Source organism: Metabacillus sp. SLBN-84, from assembly GCF_053629595.1.
Map to the genome: position 1 here is coordinate 139,435 of NZ_JBRJIP010000006.1, position 18,152 is coordinate 157,586.

Below are 18,152 nucleotides of genomic sequence, written 5' to 3' on the forward strand. Positions count from 1 at the left end.
TTAAACGAGCCGGTTCTTCTTATTTAAAAGTATTTGGACACCAGGTAACGCATCTGATCGAACAGGCGAACCGTTTTTCGATGATTGTCCTTATTCTCCTGTTTTTCTTTCTCCGCCACTTTGCGATCAATTTCCGCTTTCGCCGTCAGTTCCTTTGTTTTTAGCCGCTCTTGTGCGATTTTCAGATCCATCTCCAGCTTGAACCCTTTGAGCGTCTCCTTTACGATTGGCGCATTCCAATCCTTTTGGGTCTTTAAATACGCCCTCGTCCGATCGGAGTAGCTTTTATACAGATTTTCGGTTCGTTTTTCCAATGACCTCTGCTCATCTCGCGAATACTGCATGGATGTTTCGATCTTTTTGTCCAAGGCGATGTCTTCCTTTTGGTAAACTTCCGCCTCATTGGTCACATATTTATCCGCATAATAATTGAATTCGCTCTCCAGGTCCCGCGGTTCTGGATTTCCGGCAGCGCTTGCGCTCGGTATTGCTACGCATGCAGCAAGGGCTGTGGCCATGATAACTTTATAGGTTTGTCTCATCTTCATTCCTCCATTATGTATGTCTCTTATAAAATTACCATATTATTCCATAAACGTCCACTTTTGATTGATCGCATTCACCGTTCCCCCTGTGAATTTCTTTCTTTTTTCTTTCGGGTTTTCCGCACAGCGAGGAAGTCAAGCAGCAAAATCGCCAGCACGGCCGAATAGACAATACAAAACCAGACGACCAGCCCCATGACAATCGGCAGGAAAAGCAAAAAATGAAGGAACGAACCGCTTTGATAGAGCTGGAACCAAGAAATCATATCGTCTTCAATGAGAGTCATCCACACGTACGCCGCTGCCGGAACGACCGGGAGGAGAATCAGAGACGATAGTTGCACCAGCCGTTTGTTCGTGTTGCGCATAATCAAATGGTTGATCGCCAGTACGGCAAGCGTAAGACATAAAATTATCATTGAATCACCTCCCCATATAAAAACGCAAACCGTAACGGTTTGCGTTATTCATGACCCGCATTAGTAATGCTCGACCGCTCCCCGGGTGCGACCCTCAATCGTAAACAGGATCGCCTGATACCCCGTCAGATGGTCCACATCCCCCAAGTCGGCATTCATGACCTTCTCGTAGTTCTCCTTCGACTGTTCATCCACCGGCACCATCGGAGCCGTGAAGAAGCACGCGATGATGATCGCAAGCGACATCACGCCTCCAATCAGCATCATGCTCCTGAATGTATTGGCTTCCAGCATGTTCTGTCTCCCGCCTCTCTCGACCGATTATTCACCGGCCGTTCCTCTTACGCGACTCGAACTCGTCCCGGTCACAGCCGGTTTGAAAAACGATGACCCGTTGATGCTTCCAATCTGGCGTGTGAGGACATAATGAATGGCTGTTCCGTAGCGGGCCTGTTCGTCACCCCGGTCGAAGTAGACGGACGATCCGTCTTCCGTTTTGTATTCACGGATGAAAAATCCGCTCGATTTCACGGATGGGTCGTTGCGGTCGCTTTCAAGCAAGCACTCCGCCCCGTCATCCGGACCGTCGACGATGCATCCGCCATACGCCATCTTCGCCTTGTCATTCAATGCGATTTTCGCTTCCTGCGTAAGTCCTCCGTGACGCTCAATCTGGTAGTTTGCCTCCTGCTGGAAGCTGTTCACTTCGTTCAATCGGAACATGAACACAACAGCCACCGTGATAAACATAACGCTTATCATTCCGATGAACCACTTGGCGTATTCCATCACAGCTCCTTCAAGCATGCGCATTCGCCCCTTTCTGATTTGAGATGTAAAATGTTTCCATTTTTATTATAGCGTGTTTCTCCGTCCAGGGCGCCTTTTTGTGGCATCCTGGAGGAGATTCGCCGTGATGATTGTTAAACGATTTGCGTTTCTTACTCGTTTGTTGCATCCTCATCGTCCGCTTTCTCTTCTTTCGATTCAGAAGACTTCTTCTCCGCCTCTGCACTCTCGCCTTCTGCCTCTTGTACCTGTGATGCAGGATTCATCATGTCCCCGCCGAAGTCCAGATCTTTGAAGTTATCAATCATGAGCCCCACACCAAGACCTGCCACAAGGATAAAACTCGACATGACGACTTTGGTCGGGAACATTACAAACCGGCGCAGCTTCATTTCGATGATCTCATCAATGGCGTTCATCATGTCCTCAGAGGCCATTCGCCCGAGTTCGTCGATGACCGACACGTCAAACGTCGACTGCTGAAAATCATAGATCGTGGACATGAACAAGTGACTCATGTCCGTTCCTGATGACCGCTCAGCGAAGTCCGTGAACGGTTCCAAGCTCTCGGGGTTGTCCCCCATTTCACCCATTAGCTGGTACAGACTGCGGCGGTCGGACTCGTCTTCTGTTCTCTGCAGGATTTTATTGAAGATCGTATACAGAGCCGCCGTCCCGCCGGATGCCTTTAAATACGGGATCACCAGGCGCGTAAACTTCGAAAAGTTCAGCTGACGCTGGAACTTCCAGGCCCTGTAGTAATTCTCGACTTTCTTCGCCTGCATCTTGTAGAACACCACACCAAAGATTGGCCCTGCGAGATACAGCCAGACATGGACGAATGCACCCGCCATACAGCCTAGCATTACGACAAACAGGGAGAACATCACCCGTTTTTTCTGGAATTTATCGATCTTCTTGGTGGAGTCCCCCATCTCCCTGAATTGATGGTACAGCTTATCCTCTGCGAGCTTCTCCCAGATTGACGTCTTGGATTCTGTCTCCGGATCAGCTTTGGTTTTCTGTCCTTTCCGAACACGCTCCCGGTTCTTTGCCTGATTGTCTTTGCGGGCCTGCTCCTTCTTTTTGATGAGATCGGCCTGTTTGGCTTCCTTGCGTGTCACTTTGACCCCCGGACGCTTAGCTGCATCCGGAAGTTTTGCGGCACCAGTCGCTTGACTCATACGCTCCACAACCCCTTTCTGTTTGAATGAATGACTATTTTTTCCGGATTTCCATAACGGAATCATCGAACAGGTACCCGACAAACTGCTTGAAGAACAAGGCCAGCATGAGCAGATAGAGCCCGCTTGAAATATAACCCACCGGGTGGCGGGCAAACGCCGTCAGGTACACATCGAACCCGAAACTCACGGCAAGGGCGATAATCAGGATGCCCGTTATGATAATCAGCTGCTTCATGTCGCGCAGGTGTCCGTTTTTCGCTTTTTCATACGCATCCTGCTTCTTGCGGATGTCATTGTGATAGGTCTTGATGTCTTTTAACGTATCGGTGTTCGTTTTCCCCTCGATCATGGCCGTCTCCAGCTGCTCCAGATACTGCAGGAAAATCACATCGTCGTCGTATTTGTCACTGAACCAGATGATTGATTCGCGCATCCGCTCGTTGTCCGCTCCGATCAGCATTGCATGAAATCGTTTCAGGTCTTCTTTGAACTGCCCGTTCGACCGTGAGGTGACTTTCCGGATGGCCATCAACACCGTCTGTTTATCATCTGTCAACACCTGGGTGATGTTGTTCAAAAACTTGTTGCGCTGATTGAACGCCTCGTATTCGTACTGCTTCCGGATGGACTGGGGCAGCAGAAACGTCATCCCATAAATCGCTCCGATGATGATACAGACAGCCGACACCCAGCCGTTGTAGAGGAGCAGGAACGAAAACACCCCGAACAATCCCGCCGGGAGTCCCACATAGTTTACAAAATCCTTTATCCCGAGCTTGCCGCCGTACGCAATCCGGTACGCCCGCAGCTCATCCACGTTCATTGAGTTCTTCTTCTTTGTCGCGATTGCCACGACCCCTCACCCCTCTCATGCCCTGTGCATGTTTTCGTGATAAAGAGCGGATGCTGATCCGCTCTTATACGTCCTCTTTGCTCAGCATCTGTTTTTTCTTGCTCACCAGGTCTTCAACCGATGGTTCGGATGCTGCCGACCTGGAACTCGCCGCAGGGCGTTGAGGTTGTCGTTCAGCAGGCTTGCTCATACGGGCCGCCTCCGCCCCGATGTCCTGCAGAATGCGCTCGACATCGGAATCGATTCCTGCATCCCTTGCGTCGGTCTTTGCCGGACGCACTCTCATCTTTTCTTCCTGGCTCACCCGTCGCTTCGCCTGATGAATCTTTCTCGTTGCCGCACTTGATACAGCGGGAGAGGTTCCAACTTCCGGTGCGATGTAGCCGTCCCGGTTCGTGCGGTACTCCACGCCGACTCCGTCTTCGTCCAGGTTAAGCGCTGCTTTCTCCCGGCCCATCAGAACTTCAAGGGTCGTCCCCATCCGTTTGATTTTCGCATGGTCCGGGCGTCCGTTCTTATCAAGCGGAATCGTGGATTCGAACGTGTGCGCATCTTTCTCCGGATTATAGGGGCGCTCGGATTTGAAGTTCGCCGGAAAATTCATCTCGACCATCGCTTCTTCCATCATTCCCTTGAACTTATCGGAGACATCGAACGTCTCAAAATGAAAGATGCCGTCCACAAAACGCTGCTTGAACACCGTGCGGTCCCCGTCCGGATGGAACTCGATGATCTCCGACAGGTATCGGATGACGTGCCCGTAGTATTTCACTTTCCGGATATGGATCCCGAAGTTGAAATATTCACGGATGTCCTGCTTTAGCGCCTCCTCGGACAGCTCATATCCCATCTTCGCCATGTTGATAAAGCGGGACGGGATCGCGCGCGCTTCGGCGGCATGAAGACTCGTTATGATCGAATGTCCGGAGAGGACCGCCTGGATCATTTCATAGGCTTCCTGTCCACGTGTCTCCGTGACCATGATCCACGCCGGATGGTTCCGGAGGCCCGCTTTAATCAGCTGGGTGACACTGACCCCTTCGGATGTGACCCAGGAGTACACGTCCTTATCCGGGAACATTTCCTTCATGAAGGTCTCCGGTGTATCTTCGATCAAGAGGATGCGGTCATCGAACGGGATGAAGCCTGAAATCAATTTGTGAAGCTCCGTTTTTCCCGTCCCCGTCGTACCGGAGATAACCATGTTCGCCTTCGTGATGGCAGCTGCTCGAAAGAAATCATACATGAACATCGGGGCGAAGCCCTGGAAGTTCTCTTTTGTAAGGGCGAGTCTTGGCCGCACCACACGGAGTGCCATCGTCGTACCGGATTCCGGTGCGGTGTTCTGAGCGTGCACGGCGTTGATCCGCACGTTTTGGAACCGGCCGTCAAAGATCGGACTTTTCGCCGTGAATTCCTTATTGTTGGCATTGGCGAACTTGTTGACGATCCGCACGATATACGCCTCGGTTATCTCAAAATTCGTTTCGAATTTCTGCTTGCTGTCGTTCGTTTCGATGATGAGCTCTTTCCCGTTATAGCCGATGTCTGTGATCGACTGGTCCTGGAGGATCTCTTCGATGACACCTGTTCCAATCGTCTCCCGGACGACATATTCAATCACATCTGTATTGCCTTTGGTTGCCTGCTTGTACTCCCTTTTTACAATTCGTTCAAGGTTTGCACGCACATCCTGATCGAACATCCCTTGCACGACAAGATCTGCATAGCTCTCAATCAGGGATTTCCGAATCTGTTCGACCTCAGCCGAGCTGATTAATTCATGCGGTTCAATTTTTTGCTGCACCTGCGCTTCTCGTTTTCTTCCCAGTGCCATATGCTTGTTCACCCTTCCGTTTTTATTTCGTAAAGTCACACCCGACTGTTCCAGCTGATCGGCTGTGAAGTGCGTACATTCAGAAAAACTAGAAAATATTTCCATTTGTCTTTTTTTATTATACGATAAAAAATGCTGGGCGTATAGGGTTTTCAACTTAATTTGATGGCATAAACAATCGTACGTACACCGAAATACATCTTTTTACAAAAACCTGTTACGTAATATGTAATAAAAAGAACCTGCCAGGTCGGCAGGTTCTATTCTCATTGGGCTTGCCCCAGGTTCCATTCCTCCGGAATGTCAGCCTGTTTCACCGGATGAAGCAGAAGCTCATCTTCATCCGATGTCTCGGAATCCGTATGGTTGAACATATACGCTGGGACGTGTACGTGGTGCAGGAGATCCACGTTCATGAAGTGCGATCCAATCGCTTCCCTGTTTTTCAATACGGCATCGAAAGCGCCTGTCCGGTTAATCCAGACCGGCACATACAGCTCCTGACCCGCATCGAGCGGTGTCCCCCTCATCTCTCCGTTTTCTTTCTGGTTGCCCGTGAACGTAAGTCCCGTTCCCTGCTCCAGATAAGTCTGCGGCAGCTTATAAGAAGAATCCAGCTTGTTGACGCCAGGCGTTTCTGTCCGGTTGAAGTTCACTTGGATGCGGTCTCCGTCCCGGTAGTTCGCACTGGGGTCGTAATACTCAAGCGATTTGTCGATCAGGTTGTGATCGAGATGGACGCTCACACCCGGGGCGAAATTCACGCCCTCAATCCGGTTTTTCACGTCGTTCAGGAGTTCGTTTGAATAATTCAGCTTCGGATTGAAGGAATAACCATAGCCTGACTTGACCACAGGCTCCGTGATTTTTTTCATCACCCACTCTTCGTGAAACGACGCCATGTCTCCCCCGAGCTCCCGCTCGGTCATCACGACACCCTTGAATTTCACGTCACCGTTCGCTTCGGCATTTTCAAGCGTCAGCGTCCCCTCTTTTGAGGTGTAACCGTCCGTGTCGATGGCGCCTTCTCCGTCTTTCACCCAGATCGTGTCCTCATCATACCCCTCGATTCGGACCTCGTAATTCCGCTTATCGGCTTTGTTCAAACCGTCGGCCGGGATGCGGATCGGGTTTTCGCTCCGGAGGTCCCGCTGCTTGTAGGTCTTTTCCGTGACCTTCTCGCCCGTCCCTGTATCATAGATGGCAAGCGTGATGGTTTTGTCCTTCACCGCTTCCTGGTCCAATACGGTCTGGGCCACACGGGTGCTTGTCGGGAGACCCCTGTCTGCTTTGTTCGTATAGATTTGGAACCGCTCAAGCGCAAGCTCCAGGTCGGCCCGGATCGTGTAGCGCACCCGGTTGGAGACCGGAGATAGGCGATAATCGGTATCCGAGTTGATGACCGTCTCGTTCAGGTACTGATCCCCGAACGCATTATCACGGGTTTCCACAGTCACGTCAATTTCGATGGAATCTTTATTGGTCATCTTCCCGTCCACATGGAAGAGAAGACTCACCGCACCGTCCAGCTGTGACGGATCCCCCGTGTACTTGTACCAGCCACCCTCTGTCACATCTACATCCTGCGGCTTATCGCTGTGAACAGGAGAGCGGTTCAGGTAGATCGAAACCGACTTATCCTGGTGGACGCGGTCGGCTTTTAGATCAATACTCTTGATGGCCGCCGTTCCATCGTAATCCGATCCGAGGGTATCACCTGAGAGCGGCAGATGCGTCAGCCCCGTTACCCCTTCTTCGTCCTCGATTGTGGTGTATGGGGACAGTGTGACCGTATATTCACTGTTCTTGTCACCATGCGTCTTATCGATCGACTCATAGATTCCGACCATCCCAACCTTTAGGACTGTGACGGATTTGGTATACGTCCTCAGATGTTCTTTTCTTCGATCGAGGTCTGATTCAATCACACTTTTGACTGCGATGCTCGATTGAACACCGCTCGCAGTGAGGGCAAACGGGTTGATCGTCGTATCAAACGTGATGTTCTCAAGTTTATGCGTGCTGTTGGATACGAGCAGGCTCCAGACCAAGTCGGTCGTACCATCCGGTCTCACGACAACTTCCGGATCCGTCGCAGCATTCCCGATTTTTCCGCTTCCCACTTTATAGTTCAAGCCTTTCGGGAGTGTATGTGTGACTTTCACCCCTGCATCCAAGTCGTCCGGAACACCCGATCTCGGCAGCACAATGCTGTTTTTGGCCGTCCAGTGAATCGTCTCGGAATTGTAGTACGATGTCTTGTCTGACTCCAAGATGCTCGCCGTTTCGGCCGGAACGATCGCAAGAGTCTCGAAATTGACCGAACCGCCAGCCGGTGACTGCTTCTTCGTCATGGTACCCGTCTCGTCCCAGATGGCGGGATTATGATAGGAACGGTTCTTTGTCACGTCGATGCGCACAGACCGGTCTTCTTTCGGATACGGATAAAAGTTGGTCACACCGATAGCCGCTGAGCCGTCTTTCGTTATGGCACCAATCCCGATGTTATCGTGCTTCACTTTGAGTGGTATGAGTCCCCCACCCTGCCATTTTGGACCAACTGGCGCGGTGACATTCATCTGCATGCTGCCGACCGGACCTTTCACTATCGCTTCATCATATGTCTTGTACCAATCGTAATCGTCGATACCCTTGGATGTGAAGTTGGCAAACTCATTGTTTTGGAACTTAGCCACTCCGTACAAAACTTCCTGCGTTTGCTTATTGTTTCGTACGTGTTTCAGCATCGGAGTATAATAGCCATCGCTGTACAGATTTATCTCAGCCGTACTGGCGTATTCTTTGGTGAGCTCAAACGCGTCGGTGTTCCACCTGAATATCGCGCGGTATCCCCCATAGGAGATGACGCTTTTTCCAAGCGCTGCGTTATAAAACACATCTTCTCCAAGCAAGGTCGACGCATCCCCTTTGGAAACCTCAGACCAGCCGACGTTCGGGGTACCAAGCTCCTTACGGCTCGGGTTGGCAAAAAACGTGTTCTGGACATCATACGATCCGTTCGGGTTGTTTCGCTCAGAAAACGTGATACCGACACGCTTATTAAACGGCAATTCATTCCCGTTTTCATCCTCATACCCGGTCAGGATGACGTACGCCCGGTAGTACGCATTGTTCGCATATTCTTCTTCGTTGTTCGGACCGCCAATCCGGTATTCGTTCGCCATCTTTACAATGAAGGAATGAGAAGAAAACACTTTATCCTGCACTCCGTAAAGCGGGCTGCCCGTGTATCCGTCTGACCGATACTGAGGAAACGTGCTTCCGATGACAAACCCAGTGTTCGTCCCTTCGTAGGTGACTTTGTTTCTCGCAATATCAGGAGTGCTCACGCCCCAATCCCCTGAATCCCATACCATTCGGTAGCTCTGATTCTTGATGGTCTGTGGCTTCAAATCCGGAAACTTCGATTGCGGGGCCGAATAGGTGTGAGCATAAGAATACTGATAGGACATGCCGTCTGCGAGCATGTTCGGCTGCCCGATTTTTCGTGACACTTGGTTGATCGGCTGGTGGTCGAACAAGAGGAACGGCTCATCCTTTCGCTCAAAATCGAACGGTACGCTGTCATTCCGGTGCGGCAAAGCGTCCCACGCCACGTTCCCTTCCATTTCGATCTTATATTTGATCGTCCCTTTCGGATCAGGGAAGGTCGCGCCGCGCATGTCGGTTTTCCCCGGGAGTTTTTCTACACCCCAGGACAGGGAGAACGCGTGCGTGTTTTCTTTGTCCAAATCATCACCCGAGATTCCCGCGTATGGATAATACGGGATCCCTTGCCCTGCGAGACCTGAGTTGATATAAGGCTTGATGTTCACCTGCGCGCTTGTCGTCACGCCCGGGAGGTCTGTAAAAGCCGTCGAAACGCCCGTGATTTTTTCACCGTCCACACTCTCGACTTCTACCTTTAAATCAGGCGTGAGGGTCACACCATCTTTTGACCCCTGCACTTCGATTGTGACCGGGATCATTATCGAGTTCCCAGTGCGGGCAATCGTGTAATCCTGGACAAAGCTCACGGTTTTGTTCGCCATGTCCTCTGTGCCACCTACGGCAAATTTCGCGTTCACGCGATCATCCGTGATGCCGTTTTTCAGCGTCCCCGAGATTTTGAGCTTGATGTTTTCAAGCTGATCCGCCCTTTTCGGGTTAATCGTGATTTTCAGAGGATACGTTACCGTATCGAACGAGCGGACAATTTTGTTATGCTCGCTGGAATCGTTTCCGGACTCGTCGCTGTTGTCAAACGGTTCCGTTCCGTCCGCCACATCATCATGTTTGATGAACGCCTCGAACTCGAACAATTCATGGTTCTTAATCGAACCGTCTTCAATGCCCGTTGGTTCTTCGGCGTGTGTCGGTGAATAAAATGAACCCGATAGAATGATAGCGGAAAGCCCCGCTGCCACCCACTTCCTGAAACGTGAATTATGCGCATGTGTCATGCCAACACCACCTCTTTATATTTAGTTGTGATCCGCCCGTAAAACTCACCCCTTTGCTTTGTTGGCACCTGAATTTAAAAACCCAGGCGTTTCACGTATTCGCCCACTCTTTTATTATACATATTTTTCCAAATAAAAGAAGCCCCAAGTAGGGGCATTCTTCTGTGCGTTCAGCGTTTTATGCAATTTGTTTACCAATCGGACGGAATATCGCCCTGCTTCATCGGATGAAGCAGCAGCTCGTCATCGTCCGGCGTCTCGGAGTCCGTATGGTTGAACATGTAGGCTTTCACATGGACGCTCCGATCGATGTCAAAGCGCATGAAGTGCGACCCCACCGGATTTCCGCTCTTGATGGCGGCATTGTACGCCCCTGCCTCCCGGATCCAGACCGGGACGTATACGCGGTGTCCCGCATCCAGCACGTCATCGCCTGGAATGCTGCAGTTCTCTTTCTGAATGGCGGTGTATGTCAGGCCTGACTTCCGGTCTAAAAACACCTGCGGCAGCTTGTAGTTCATCGTGACTTTGTTCGGGCCGGTCGTTTCCGTTCCGTCCATCTGGAGAATCTCGGACCCACTCGCACCGTCCGGGTAATCGAGTGATTCATCCAGGAGTTCTCCGTCCATCTCCACCCGGACGTTCGGATCAAACGTCGTTTGGATGCGGTTTGAAACGTCCGCGAGCAGCTCATTCGTGTACTCTGTTTTCACAGGCAGGCTGAACCCGTAGCCCGATTTGACCGAAGGTTCCGGAATGGCAGGTATATTCAGTGACTCTTTAAATGAAGCCATGTCTTTCCCGAGCTCACGCTCGGTCATCACGACCCCTTCGAAGGCGATGATGCCGTTCCGGTCCGCATCGCTTAGTGTCAGCGTCCCCTCTTTGGAGGCGTAGCCGTCGGTGTCGAGTGATCCTTCGCCATCCCTCACCCAGATGCTGTCCTCGTCATACCCTTCCAGGCGGACGATGAAATTGCGCTTCTCTCCTTTTTGGAGAATGTCGGGTGGGATTAAAATCGCATTTTCCCGTCTCAGCTCCGATTGCTTGAACGTCTTATCTGCGACTTTGTTTCCGGTCGCCCGGTCGTAGATGGCGAGCGTAATCGGTTTCTCGCTTACCGCTTCTGCCTCCAGAACGTTCTGTGCCACACGGATGCTTGTCGGAAGTCCGCGATCGGCTTTGTTCGTGTAAATCTGGAAGCGTTCGAGCTTGAGCTCCAGGTCCGCACGGATTGTGTATTTCACCCTGTTGGAGACCGGTGACAGGCGGTAGTCGGTATCGGAGTTAATCACGGTTTCGCTCAAATACTGGTCGCCGAACCCGTTCCCCTCTGTCTGGATCTGCACGTCGATTTTAATCGTATCCCGGTTCGTCATTTTCCCTTCGACATAAAAGAGAAGGCTGACCGCACCGTCCAACTCACCCGCATTACCCGTGTATTCATACCAGCCGCCAGTGGATGTGTCAATTTCGTTTCGGGTGTGTGCTATGCACCGGTTGATGGTTTAAGAAAATCCTCACAGGTTCATTGTGGCGGCGCTCAATGGTTTGATTGATCGCCTTGATCTTTGCTGTGCCAGAATACTCAGAGCCGAGACGATCCCCTGAAAGCGGCAGATGCGTCAGGCCTGTCACGCCCTGTTCATCCTCGATCGTCGTATACGGAGACAGCGTCAGAGTGAAGTCGCTGTTTTTATCCCCGTAGGTCTTGTCGATCGATTCATAGATACCGACCATTCCGACCTTTAAAATCGTGACGGATTTGGTTGTCGTCCGCAGATGTTCCTGTCGCTTATCCAGCTCAGATTCAATCACACTTTTCACTTCAATGCTGGACTGCACCCCGTTTGTATCGAGCGCGAACGGGTTAATCGTTGTTTCAAACGTGACACGCGGGATGCTTCGGTTACTGTTGGATACAAGCAGGCGCCACACAAGGGTCTTCGACCCATCTGGGTGCCGCATGATTTCAGGCTCGGTCACTTGGTTCCCTGCTTTACCCGATCCTGCCTTGTAGTCAAGCCCTGCAGGTAGGGTGTTCTTGACCGTCACACCGGCATCCAAATTGTCAGGGACGCCTGATTCCGGCAGCACGATGCTGTTATCAACGGTCCATTTAATCGTTTCCGAGTTGTAATACGACGACTTGTCCGATGTAAGCACGCTGGATGTTTCAGCTGGAACGACCGCGAGTGTCTCAAAGTTGATCGTCGACCCGGAAGGCGACTGCTTCTGCAGCATGGTGCCGTTCTCATCCCAAATGGCCGGATTGTGGTACGCTCTGCCTTCTGAGATGTCAATCATCATCGAGCGGTCTTCTTTCGGGTACACATACCAGTTTACGACGGCAACGTTCGCGGTCCCGTTTTTGGTTTTGGATCCGATGCCGATGTTCTCATGCTTCACTCGCAGTGGAACTCGTCCGCCACCCCGCCAGCCCGGACCGACCGGAGCGGTGATGTTTCGCTGAATCGCCCCGATTGGCTTTCCTGTCGCTTTTGCTTGAGCGAACGTGGCAAACCATTCGTAGTCATTGATCCCTTTGCTTGTGAAGTTCCTGAATTCATTATCAGTGAATTTCGGAACACCGTATAACACTTGCTGCGTCTCCCGGTTGTTCCTCACTTCATGAAGCATCGGCGTGATATACCCGTTGTCATAGAGAATGTTCTCAGCGTCTTTTGCATATTTTTCGGTCAGCTCAAACGCGTCGGTGTTCCACCGGTAGACGGCTCTGTAACCGCCGTAGGACGTCACCTGCGGTCCCAAATCGACGTGGAAAAACACATCCTCCCCAAGCAATGAGGACGCATCCCCTTTTGACACGCTGTGCCACCCGACGTTCGGCGTTCCCAGCCATCTACCGCTCGGGTTTCCCTGGAAAGTTCCGTGAGTCGCGTACGCGCCTTTCGGATTGTTTCGTTCCGTGAAAAACATGGAGCTTTTCAGCGGATTCGCAAGAGGAATGTTCGTCCCGTTTTCATCCGTATAGCTTAGCAGCGTTGCGGTTGCTTTATAGTTCACGTTGTTTCCCTTGTCGTCCTGATTGTTTGGCCCTCCGATGCGGTATTCGTTCGGAAGAAGCACCAGGAACGAATGGGAGGCGAAGAACCGGTCATTGGCGTTGAAAATCGAATAGCCGGTGAATCCGCCCGCTTCATAGCGAGGGAATGTACTCCCGATCACATATCCGGTGTTCGACCCTTCGTATGTGACCACGTGTTTCCCTTGGTCAGGTTTTGTGACCTCCCACTCGCCGCTATCCCACACCGAACGGCGCGTTTCGGATTCATTCATGTTGGCTAATTGTGACAACGGCGCACCATAAAACGGAGACTTGTCGAATCGATAGGATATGCCGTCCATTAGCGTGTTTTTTGATCCAACGGCATTATGGATGAAACTAATTGGACGGTGGTCGATCATCATAAACGGCGTGTCACGGCCGTCGAAATCCAACTTTTCGGTTCGTGCGGGCTGATCCCAGGCCACTTCGCCTTCCAGCTCGATCCGGAAATTAATTTTCCCTTCGGGATCCGGGAACGTCGCTCCGCGAAAGTTTGACTTACCCGGAAGGTTTGCGATGCTCCACGATAGCGAGAATGCGTGCATGTTACGCTTATCATCCGGATCACCTGAAATTCTGGAGTACGGGTAATTGGGAATCCCGTTCCGATACAATCCACTGTTTACATACGGTTTAATGCTTACCTTTGAACTGACGGTTATGCCCGGAAGATCGTGGAATGCCGTCACGACGTTATCTTTTTCAATTGTTACACCATCGACACTGACGACCTGAACCTGCAGTTTTGGGGTGAGGTTCACACCTGGCTTTGCGCCAAGCACCTCGATCGCCACCGGAATCATGATGGAATTTCCGGTGCGCTCAATCGTGTATTCCTGAACAAAGCTGACCTTTTTTCCGTTAACATCTTCTTTCCCGCCCACGGCGAACTTCGCATTGATACGAGCACCCGTCACGCCGTTTTCAAGCTCTCCGGAGATTTTCAGCTTAATTTTCTCCAGCTTATCGGCTTTTTTCGGGTTGATCGTGACCTTGAGCGGATACGTCACGCTGTCCCATGAGCGGACGATCCCGTTGTGCGGGCCGGAATCATTCCCGGGCTCATCGTTTGAATCAAATCCCTCTGTTCCGTCTACGATGTCTCCATGCTTGATTGATGCTTCAAATTCAAACAGCTCATGCTGTTTGACCGACTCGTCTTCCACTTCCGACTGCAAAGGAGCCTCGGCGTGAGCCGACGGTGGCACGATCGAAAGAGCCATCATCCCGGCCAGACAGAAGCGAACCATTCGCCTGTATGCGATCCCCATAAACCAACCAACACCCTTCCCTTTTAAATGAGGACAGCAGGGCGTCCTTCACCCTGCTCCTTACTTCATTATAACTGTAAATATATGTAAAAAGAAACAAAATCGTTGAGCGTTCAGCATTTTGTTGAACAAAAAAAAACCGCACGGAGGATTCCATGCGGTTCATTCTCCGGAGCGGCTCGCCGCATCCACAGAGACGGTCGACGTGTGACTCCACTCTCCAACACGGTCATCTTTCAGGCGAATCTTGACCCGAACGGCCTCGACCGGACGTCCCGTCATGTACGTGACATGATCTAATCGTGGAGCATCTTGGCCGGATCCCCCGATGATATAAGTCGGAGAGGAGACCGTGCCGGTCTCCACATTGTCAAACCGGTCGTCTTCTGTGTCGAACATATAATCAAACTGGACCGCGTCCCCTTCATCATAGACGGCCGACAGGCGCTCCCAAATTTCCGGTTCGAACGTTTCCGATAACAGCAAGGCTCCCTCATAAAACCTGGACGTCTGATCGACTTCGGATACAGCTGCAGACAGGATCGCATCGTTCAGCTGCAGCGTGCCCTCATCCCGCTGGAACATGTTCATATACCAGACGACGAGCAGACTTAATAGAGAGATAAAGATAAACATAAGCAAGTAGATTTTCGGCACATCCCTTAGCATGATGGTTCACCTCGTTTTTAATTGGAATAATCTTCCTTTTATTTTATTATACGGGAACTGTCACAAAAAAAGAAGCCCTGATTGTAGGGCTTCTTCTTGTATGCTCAGCGGTTTGATGATTAGTTGCCGCCGAGACCATCATCAGTGTCAATGTCACCAACCATTGTGTTAGCCTTATCGAACACACCTGTCACCAAGTCATCAATGAATCCGCTGTCCCCGAAAATGACATCCCTGAAAATGAATGTTGCACCGGCAATCAAGATGGCCGCTACGATAACCGCTCCGATCATGAAGTACGATCTGTCCGTATTAGATTCTAACATCTGTTCCCACCTGCCCTTTTCTATCAAATAGTGTCGTTATGACCTACGTCCATCTTACACCTTCCATATAATGGAAGTCAACGAAAATTGCAAGAACCGCACCGATGAAATGTTTAACAACTGATTTTAAAAATACTGGACACCCAGCATTTTATGTGATACTTTACAATCACTTCACGAAAAAAAGAGCCGGTTGTCCGACTCTTGGGGTGAACTCGTTCTCACAACGCTGCAGGTGCAACCTTTCCAACTGCGACTGCCGCGCTTATAAGCTGTGCACGGAAAGCGATTGTTGTGATAAGTCCAACATTGGTCATATGGATGAATGCTGGAAGCACTGAATCGATCATGTCATGCAGCCATCCGTTAATCGCAGATGCAAACTCCTCCGTCGACCAATTCGAAGGGTTCAGCCAGGACATATTCACCGAACTGAAATCTAAAAGCGGAATGTTCTCAGCGTTTCCGCCAGAGATCGAACCAACCACTCGAACGATGTTATCCTCAAAGAATCCACCGGTAAACCTCAACAGGATCACGACTAAAAGAAAAAGAACCGCCGACGTGACCATTGTGTTTCTTGATTTTAAAACCATCTCACCCCCACCCCTTTCTCATAGTTTTAAAGATTTCGCACATCTGTATTTTCAATATAATGTAATTTATTACAAAAAATACAAGTATTTTCTTCATTATATCACAGACAATCGTTAACGATATAGAATTGCAACTGAAAGAAGCGCACTCATCTATCAATTTGTTGAACAACTGGTTTAATGTTTAACTTTTTAGAGTGCGCATTTATACAAAAAGGGCTGCTATTGTTAGCAGCCCTCGTTCATGTTTCATTTAAAGCCAATGTTGCTTGGCTCTCGCAAATCTGAGATATTAATGAATTCACGTTGGTCATTGTTCCAATATGTCTTAAACTCAAAAAAGGCGTCTTGAATAGAACGAAGGAGGTAATCTCCAACTTCATCAACCAGTGTTCCGCTTGTGAAAATATGCCGATTATACCAGCCGACTTCGCTTCGGTAAATCGTTTCCTGGTGTTTATTGACATAGAATCGGCTCAACACGACGTGTGAAGCAGCATCTACTTTGACATACATTACAATCATCCCGGTAAAAGATTGGACGAGGTTCTCATCATGGATGATGTCCTTATAGCTTTTCATTCTTTGCTCTTCGTAAAATTCTTCAGCAAACAGTTTCTCATCCCGAATTAATGACGTACCCTCAACGATGGCCAATCCAATTGTTGTCCCAGAGAGCTCAAATTCAAGGATCGAATCTGAATCTCGTCGTATGCTTGAATAACCATGCGAAACGCTCCCTAATTGTTTCTTAATCTCCGTGACAAGAATAGAAAATACACGTTGTGTGTTCTCTTTAACATGGTCAGCAATTTCTTGCAAATCATCTTTTTGATTCAATAAATCTTGTAAAAACGTCTTAGAATTTTTCAACGCAAAGCCCCCTTTTTGTCGTGATTATTATTTGCCGCGGAGAATCCCCGTGTTTGTGCTGGTCGTTCCGTTCTTTTCATAGATGACTTCAAAACCTGACTCCCCATCTGGTCTCACCACTTCGTTCGATGCAGGATTCCCCTGCAGCAATCCGAACGCAAACACCGAGACGATGACCACAAAGAACATCACCGCAACAAATTGGAGCGGAGCCTGGTTGCGCTTGACTTCCCGGCGCGCCCCCTGCACCTGTGTACGGTTTGGGCTGGTGTTATGAGCAGGCGACACCGACTGCCTTGTTGATGCGCGAACGCGGGTGGTTTGTCCAACCTGCCGGTTTCGTGTAGAAGCCGTGCGGACAGGTCGGTCAGCCGCAGGTTGGTCCTGAGTTGTCCCCCTTGTGGACGACCGGACCCGTCGTTCCCCTGGTTTTCTAGCAATCTCCGGTTTTCTTTCGGTTAATCCGGCCGTCCCTCTTGTACGTCTGGTAGACGGCCGACCTTCGCGGACAGCGTGTGTGCCTGTCATACACCTCACCCCTTTTTCTTCTGTGATTGGTTGACCCATTTACCGGGTCGGTTCATTATTGGACAAGTGATGCGTCGAATCCATCCTCTGTAACGTAGCCATCAATGCTCCAGATGTCTTCTTTCTTTGATTTCGCTTCGTCTTCCGCTGCGCGGAACTCCTCAAGGTACTTATCATTCGCACCCTCTTCTACACGGGCAACCCCGTCTTGGATCATCATTTTGTTATAGTTCAGGTGGTCGCCTCCGGCTTTCAGCCAGATATAGCCGAGCGCGCGCCCTTCTTTATCATCCTGTTTTTCAGCGCGCTCCAGCAAAATCGCGGCGCCCTCCAGCTTCATTTTTGCGTATTCGTTGGCTTTGAATCCAAATTGCTCATCCGGCGTACCGTCCGGCAGGTTCTTATCCGGGGCGTCTATTTCTGCGAGACGGATCGTCTCCTCCCCGTTTTCACCGTTTATCACAATCGTATCCCCGTCAACGATGGATGCAACCATCGCCTCTTCGGTGATCGCTTCGATTCCTGTTTCCTGCTCTTTTGGTTCACTTTCCGCCTCGACCGGTTCTTCTGTGACCGTTTCACCAACAGGATCCGTCTTCTCTTTTTCTGCCGCCTGACCGCCGCATCCTGCGAGCGCGCCCGCGAGCAACAGAGTCAAGGTTACGCCAGCGGCACCCTTGTGCAAGCTGAATGGGTCTTTCTTATCTCTCGTCATTGTTTCCCTCT

Annotated in this window: 16 protein-coding genes; all 16 read right to left on the reverse strand. The window is 50.5% G+C overall.

What is annotated here, in order from left to right; translation table 11 throughout:
• Positions 1-23 precede the first annotated feature (23 nt).
• Positions 24-542, reverse strand: coding sequence for a hypothetical protein (locus tag RKD52_RS22220; protein WP_454101572.1), 519 nt, complete (start codon positions 540-542; stop codon positions 24-26).
• Positions 543-619: 77 nt separating this feature from the next.
• Positions 620-964 (reverse strand): hypothetical protein, encoded by a 345-nt coding sequence (locus RKD52_RS22225; protein WP_454101573.1) that lies wholly within the window; start codon positions 962-964, stop codon positions 620-622.
• A 60-nt stretch (positions 965-1,024) separates the two neighbouring features.
• Positions 1,025-1,258, reverse strand: a complete 234-nt coding sequence (locus RKD52_RS22230; RefSeq protein ID WP_454101574.1) for a hypothetical protein — start codon at positions 1,256-1,258, stop codon at positions 1,025-1,027.
• A gap of 27 nt (positions 1,259-1,285) precedes the next feature.
• Entirely contained in the window at positions 1,286-1,771 is a 486-nt protein-coding gene (locus tag RKD52_RS22235) for a hypothetical protein (protein WP_454101575.1), read from the reverse strand.
• A 134-nt stretch (positions 1,772-1,905) separates the two neighbouring features.
• Positions 1,906-2,937: a hypothetical protein gene (locus RKD52_RS22240; RefSeq protein WP_454101576.1), complete on the reverse strand. Its 1,032-nt coding sequence runs from the start codon at positions 2,935-2,937 to the stop codon at positions 1,906-1,908.
• Between the two features lie 34 nt (positions 2,938-2,971).
• A complete protein-coding gene (locus RKD52_RS22245; RefSeq protein ID WP_454101577.1) occupies positions 2,972-3,793 on the reverse strand; it encodes a hypothetical protein in 822 nt (273 codons plus the stop codon).
• Between the two features lie 64 nt (positions 3,794-3,857).
• The gene (locus RKD52_RS22250; RefSeq protein ID WP_454101578.1) at positions 3,858-5,669 is read right to left on the reverse strand and encodes an ATPase, T2SS/T4P/T4SS family; all 1,812 of its coding nucleotides are present in this window, start codon (positions 5,667-5,669) and stop codon (positions 3,858-3,860) included.
• A 227-nt stretch (positions 5,670-5,896) separates the two neighbouring features.
• Entirely contained in the window at positions 5,897-10,093 is a 4,197-nt protein-coding gene (locus RKD52_RS22255; protein ID WP_454101579.1) for a hypothetical protein, read from the reverse strand.
• Positions 10,094-10,284: 191 nt separating this feature from the next.
• Entirely contained in the window at positions 10,285-11,244 is a 960-nt protein-coding gene (locus tag RKD52_RS22260) for a hypothetical protein (RefSeq protein ID WP_454101580.1), read from the reverse strand.
• A gap of 316 nt (positions 11,245-11,560) precedes the next feature.
• Positions 11,561-14,413 carry a fusion protein (includes pXO2-28-29-30) gene (locus RKD52_RS22265; protein WP_454101581.1) on the reverse strand — a complete coding sequence of 951 codons (2,853 nt, stop codon included), beginning with the start codon at positions 14,411-14,413 and terminating at the stop codon, positions 11,561-11,563.
• A 183-nt stretch (positions 14,414-14,596) separates the two neighbouring features.
• Positions 14,597-15,103, reverse strand: coding sequence for a hypothetical protein (locus RKD52_RS22270; protein WP_454101582.1), 507 nt, complete (start codon positions 15,101-15,103; stop codon positions 14,597-14,599).
• A 119-nt stretch (positions 15,104-15,222) separates the two neighbouring features.
• Complete coding sequence (locus tag RKD52_RS22275) at positions 15,223-15,429, reverse strand: hypothetical protein (protein ID WP_454101583.1); 207 nt, start codon at positions 15,427-15,429, stop codon at positions 15,223-15,225.
• 221 nt (positions 15,430-15,650) lie between these two features.
• Positions 15,651-16,025 carry a hypothetical protein gene (locus tag RKD52_RS22280; protein WP_454101584.1) on the reverse strand — a complete coding sequence of 125 codons (375 nt, stop codon included), beginning with the start codon at positions 16,023-16,025 and terminating at the stop codon, positions 15,651-15,653.
• Between the two features lie 249 nt (positions 16,026-16,274).
• Positions 16,275-16,898, reverse strand: coding sequence for a hypothetical protein (locus tag RKD52_RS22285; protein WP_454101585.1), 624 nt, complete (start codon positions 16,896-16,898; stop codon positions 16,275-16,277).
• 27 nt (positions 16,899-16,925) lie between these two features.
• Positions 16,926-17,426 carry a hypothetical protein gene (locus tag RKD52_RS22290; RefSeq protein WP_454101586.1) on the reverse strand — a complete coding sequence of 167 codons (501 nt, stop codon included), beginning with the start codon at positions 17,424-17,426 and terminating at the stop codon, positions 16,926-16,928.
• A gap of 55 nt (positions 17,427-17,481) precedes the next feature.
• Positions 17,482-18,152, reverse strand: a 671-nt coding sequence (locus RKD52_RS22295) for a thermonuclease family protein (RefSeq protein ID WP_454101587.1), incomplete at its 5' end; no start/stop codon positions are given.

Bases quoted from the DNA above. Each gene is read 5' to 3' on its own strand.
- RKD52_RS22220 (WP_454101572.1), bottom strand. From the start codon at position 542: ATGAGACAAACCTATAAAGTTATCATGGCCACAGCCCTTGCTGCATGC.
- RKD52_RS22225 (WP_454101573.1), bottom strand. From the start codon at position 964: ATGATAATTTTATGTCTTACGCTTGCCGTACTGGCGATCAACCATTTG.
- RKD52_RS22230 (WP_454101574.1), bottom strand. From the start codon at position 1,258: ATGCTGGAAGCCAATACATTCAGGAGCATGATGCTGATTGGAGGCGTG.
- RKD52_RS22235 (WP_454101575.1), bottom strand. From the start codon at position 1,771: ATGCTTGAAGGAGCTGTGATGGAATACGCCAAGTGGTTCATCGGAATG.
- RKD52_RS22240 (WP_454101576.1), bottom strand. From the start codon at position 2,937: ATGAGTCAAGCGACTGGTGCCGCAAAACTTCCGGATGCAGCTAAGCGT.
- RKD52_RS22255 (WP_454101579.1), bottom strand. From the start codon at position 10,093: ATGACACATGCGCATAATTCACGTTTCAGGAAGTGGGTGGCAGCGGGG.
- RKD52_RS22265 (WP_454101581.1), bottom strand. From the start codon at position 14,413: ATGGTTCGCTTCTGTCTGGCCGGGATGATGGCTCTTTCGATCGTGCCA.
- RKD52_RS22270 (WP_454101582.1), bottom strand. From the start codon at position 15,103: ATGCTAAGGGATGTGCCGAAAATCTACTTGCTTATGTTTATCTTTATC.
- RKD52_RS22275 (WP_454101583.1), bottom strand. From the start codon at position 15,429: ATGTTAGAATCTAATACGGACAGATCGTACTTCATGATCGGAGCGGTT.
- RKD52_RS22280 (WP_454101584.1), bottom strand. From the start codon at position 16,025: ATGGTTTTAAAATCAAGAAACACAATGGTCACGTCGGCGGTTCTTTTT.
- RKD52_RS22290 (WP_454101586.1), bottom strand. From the start codon at position 17,426: ATGACAGGCACACACGCTGTCCGCGAAGGTCGGCCGTCTACCAGACGT.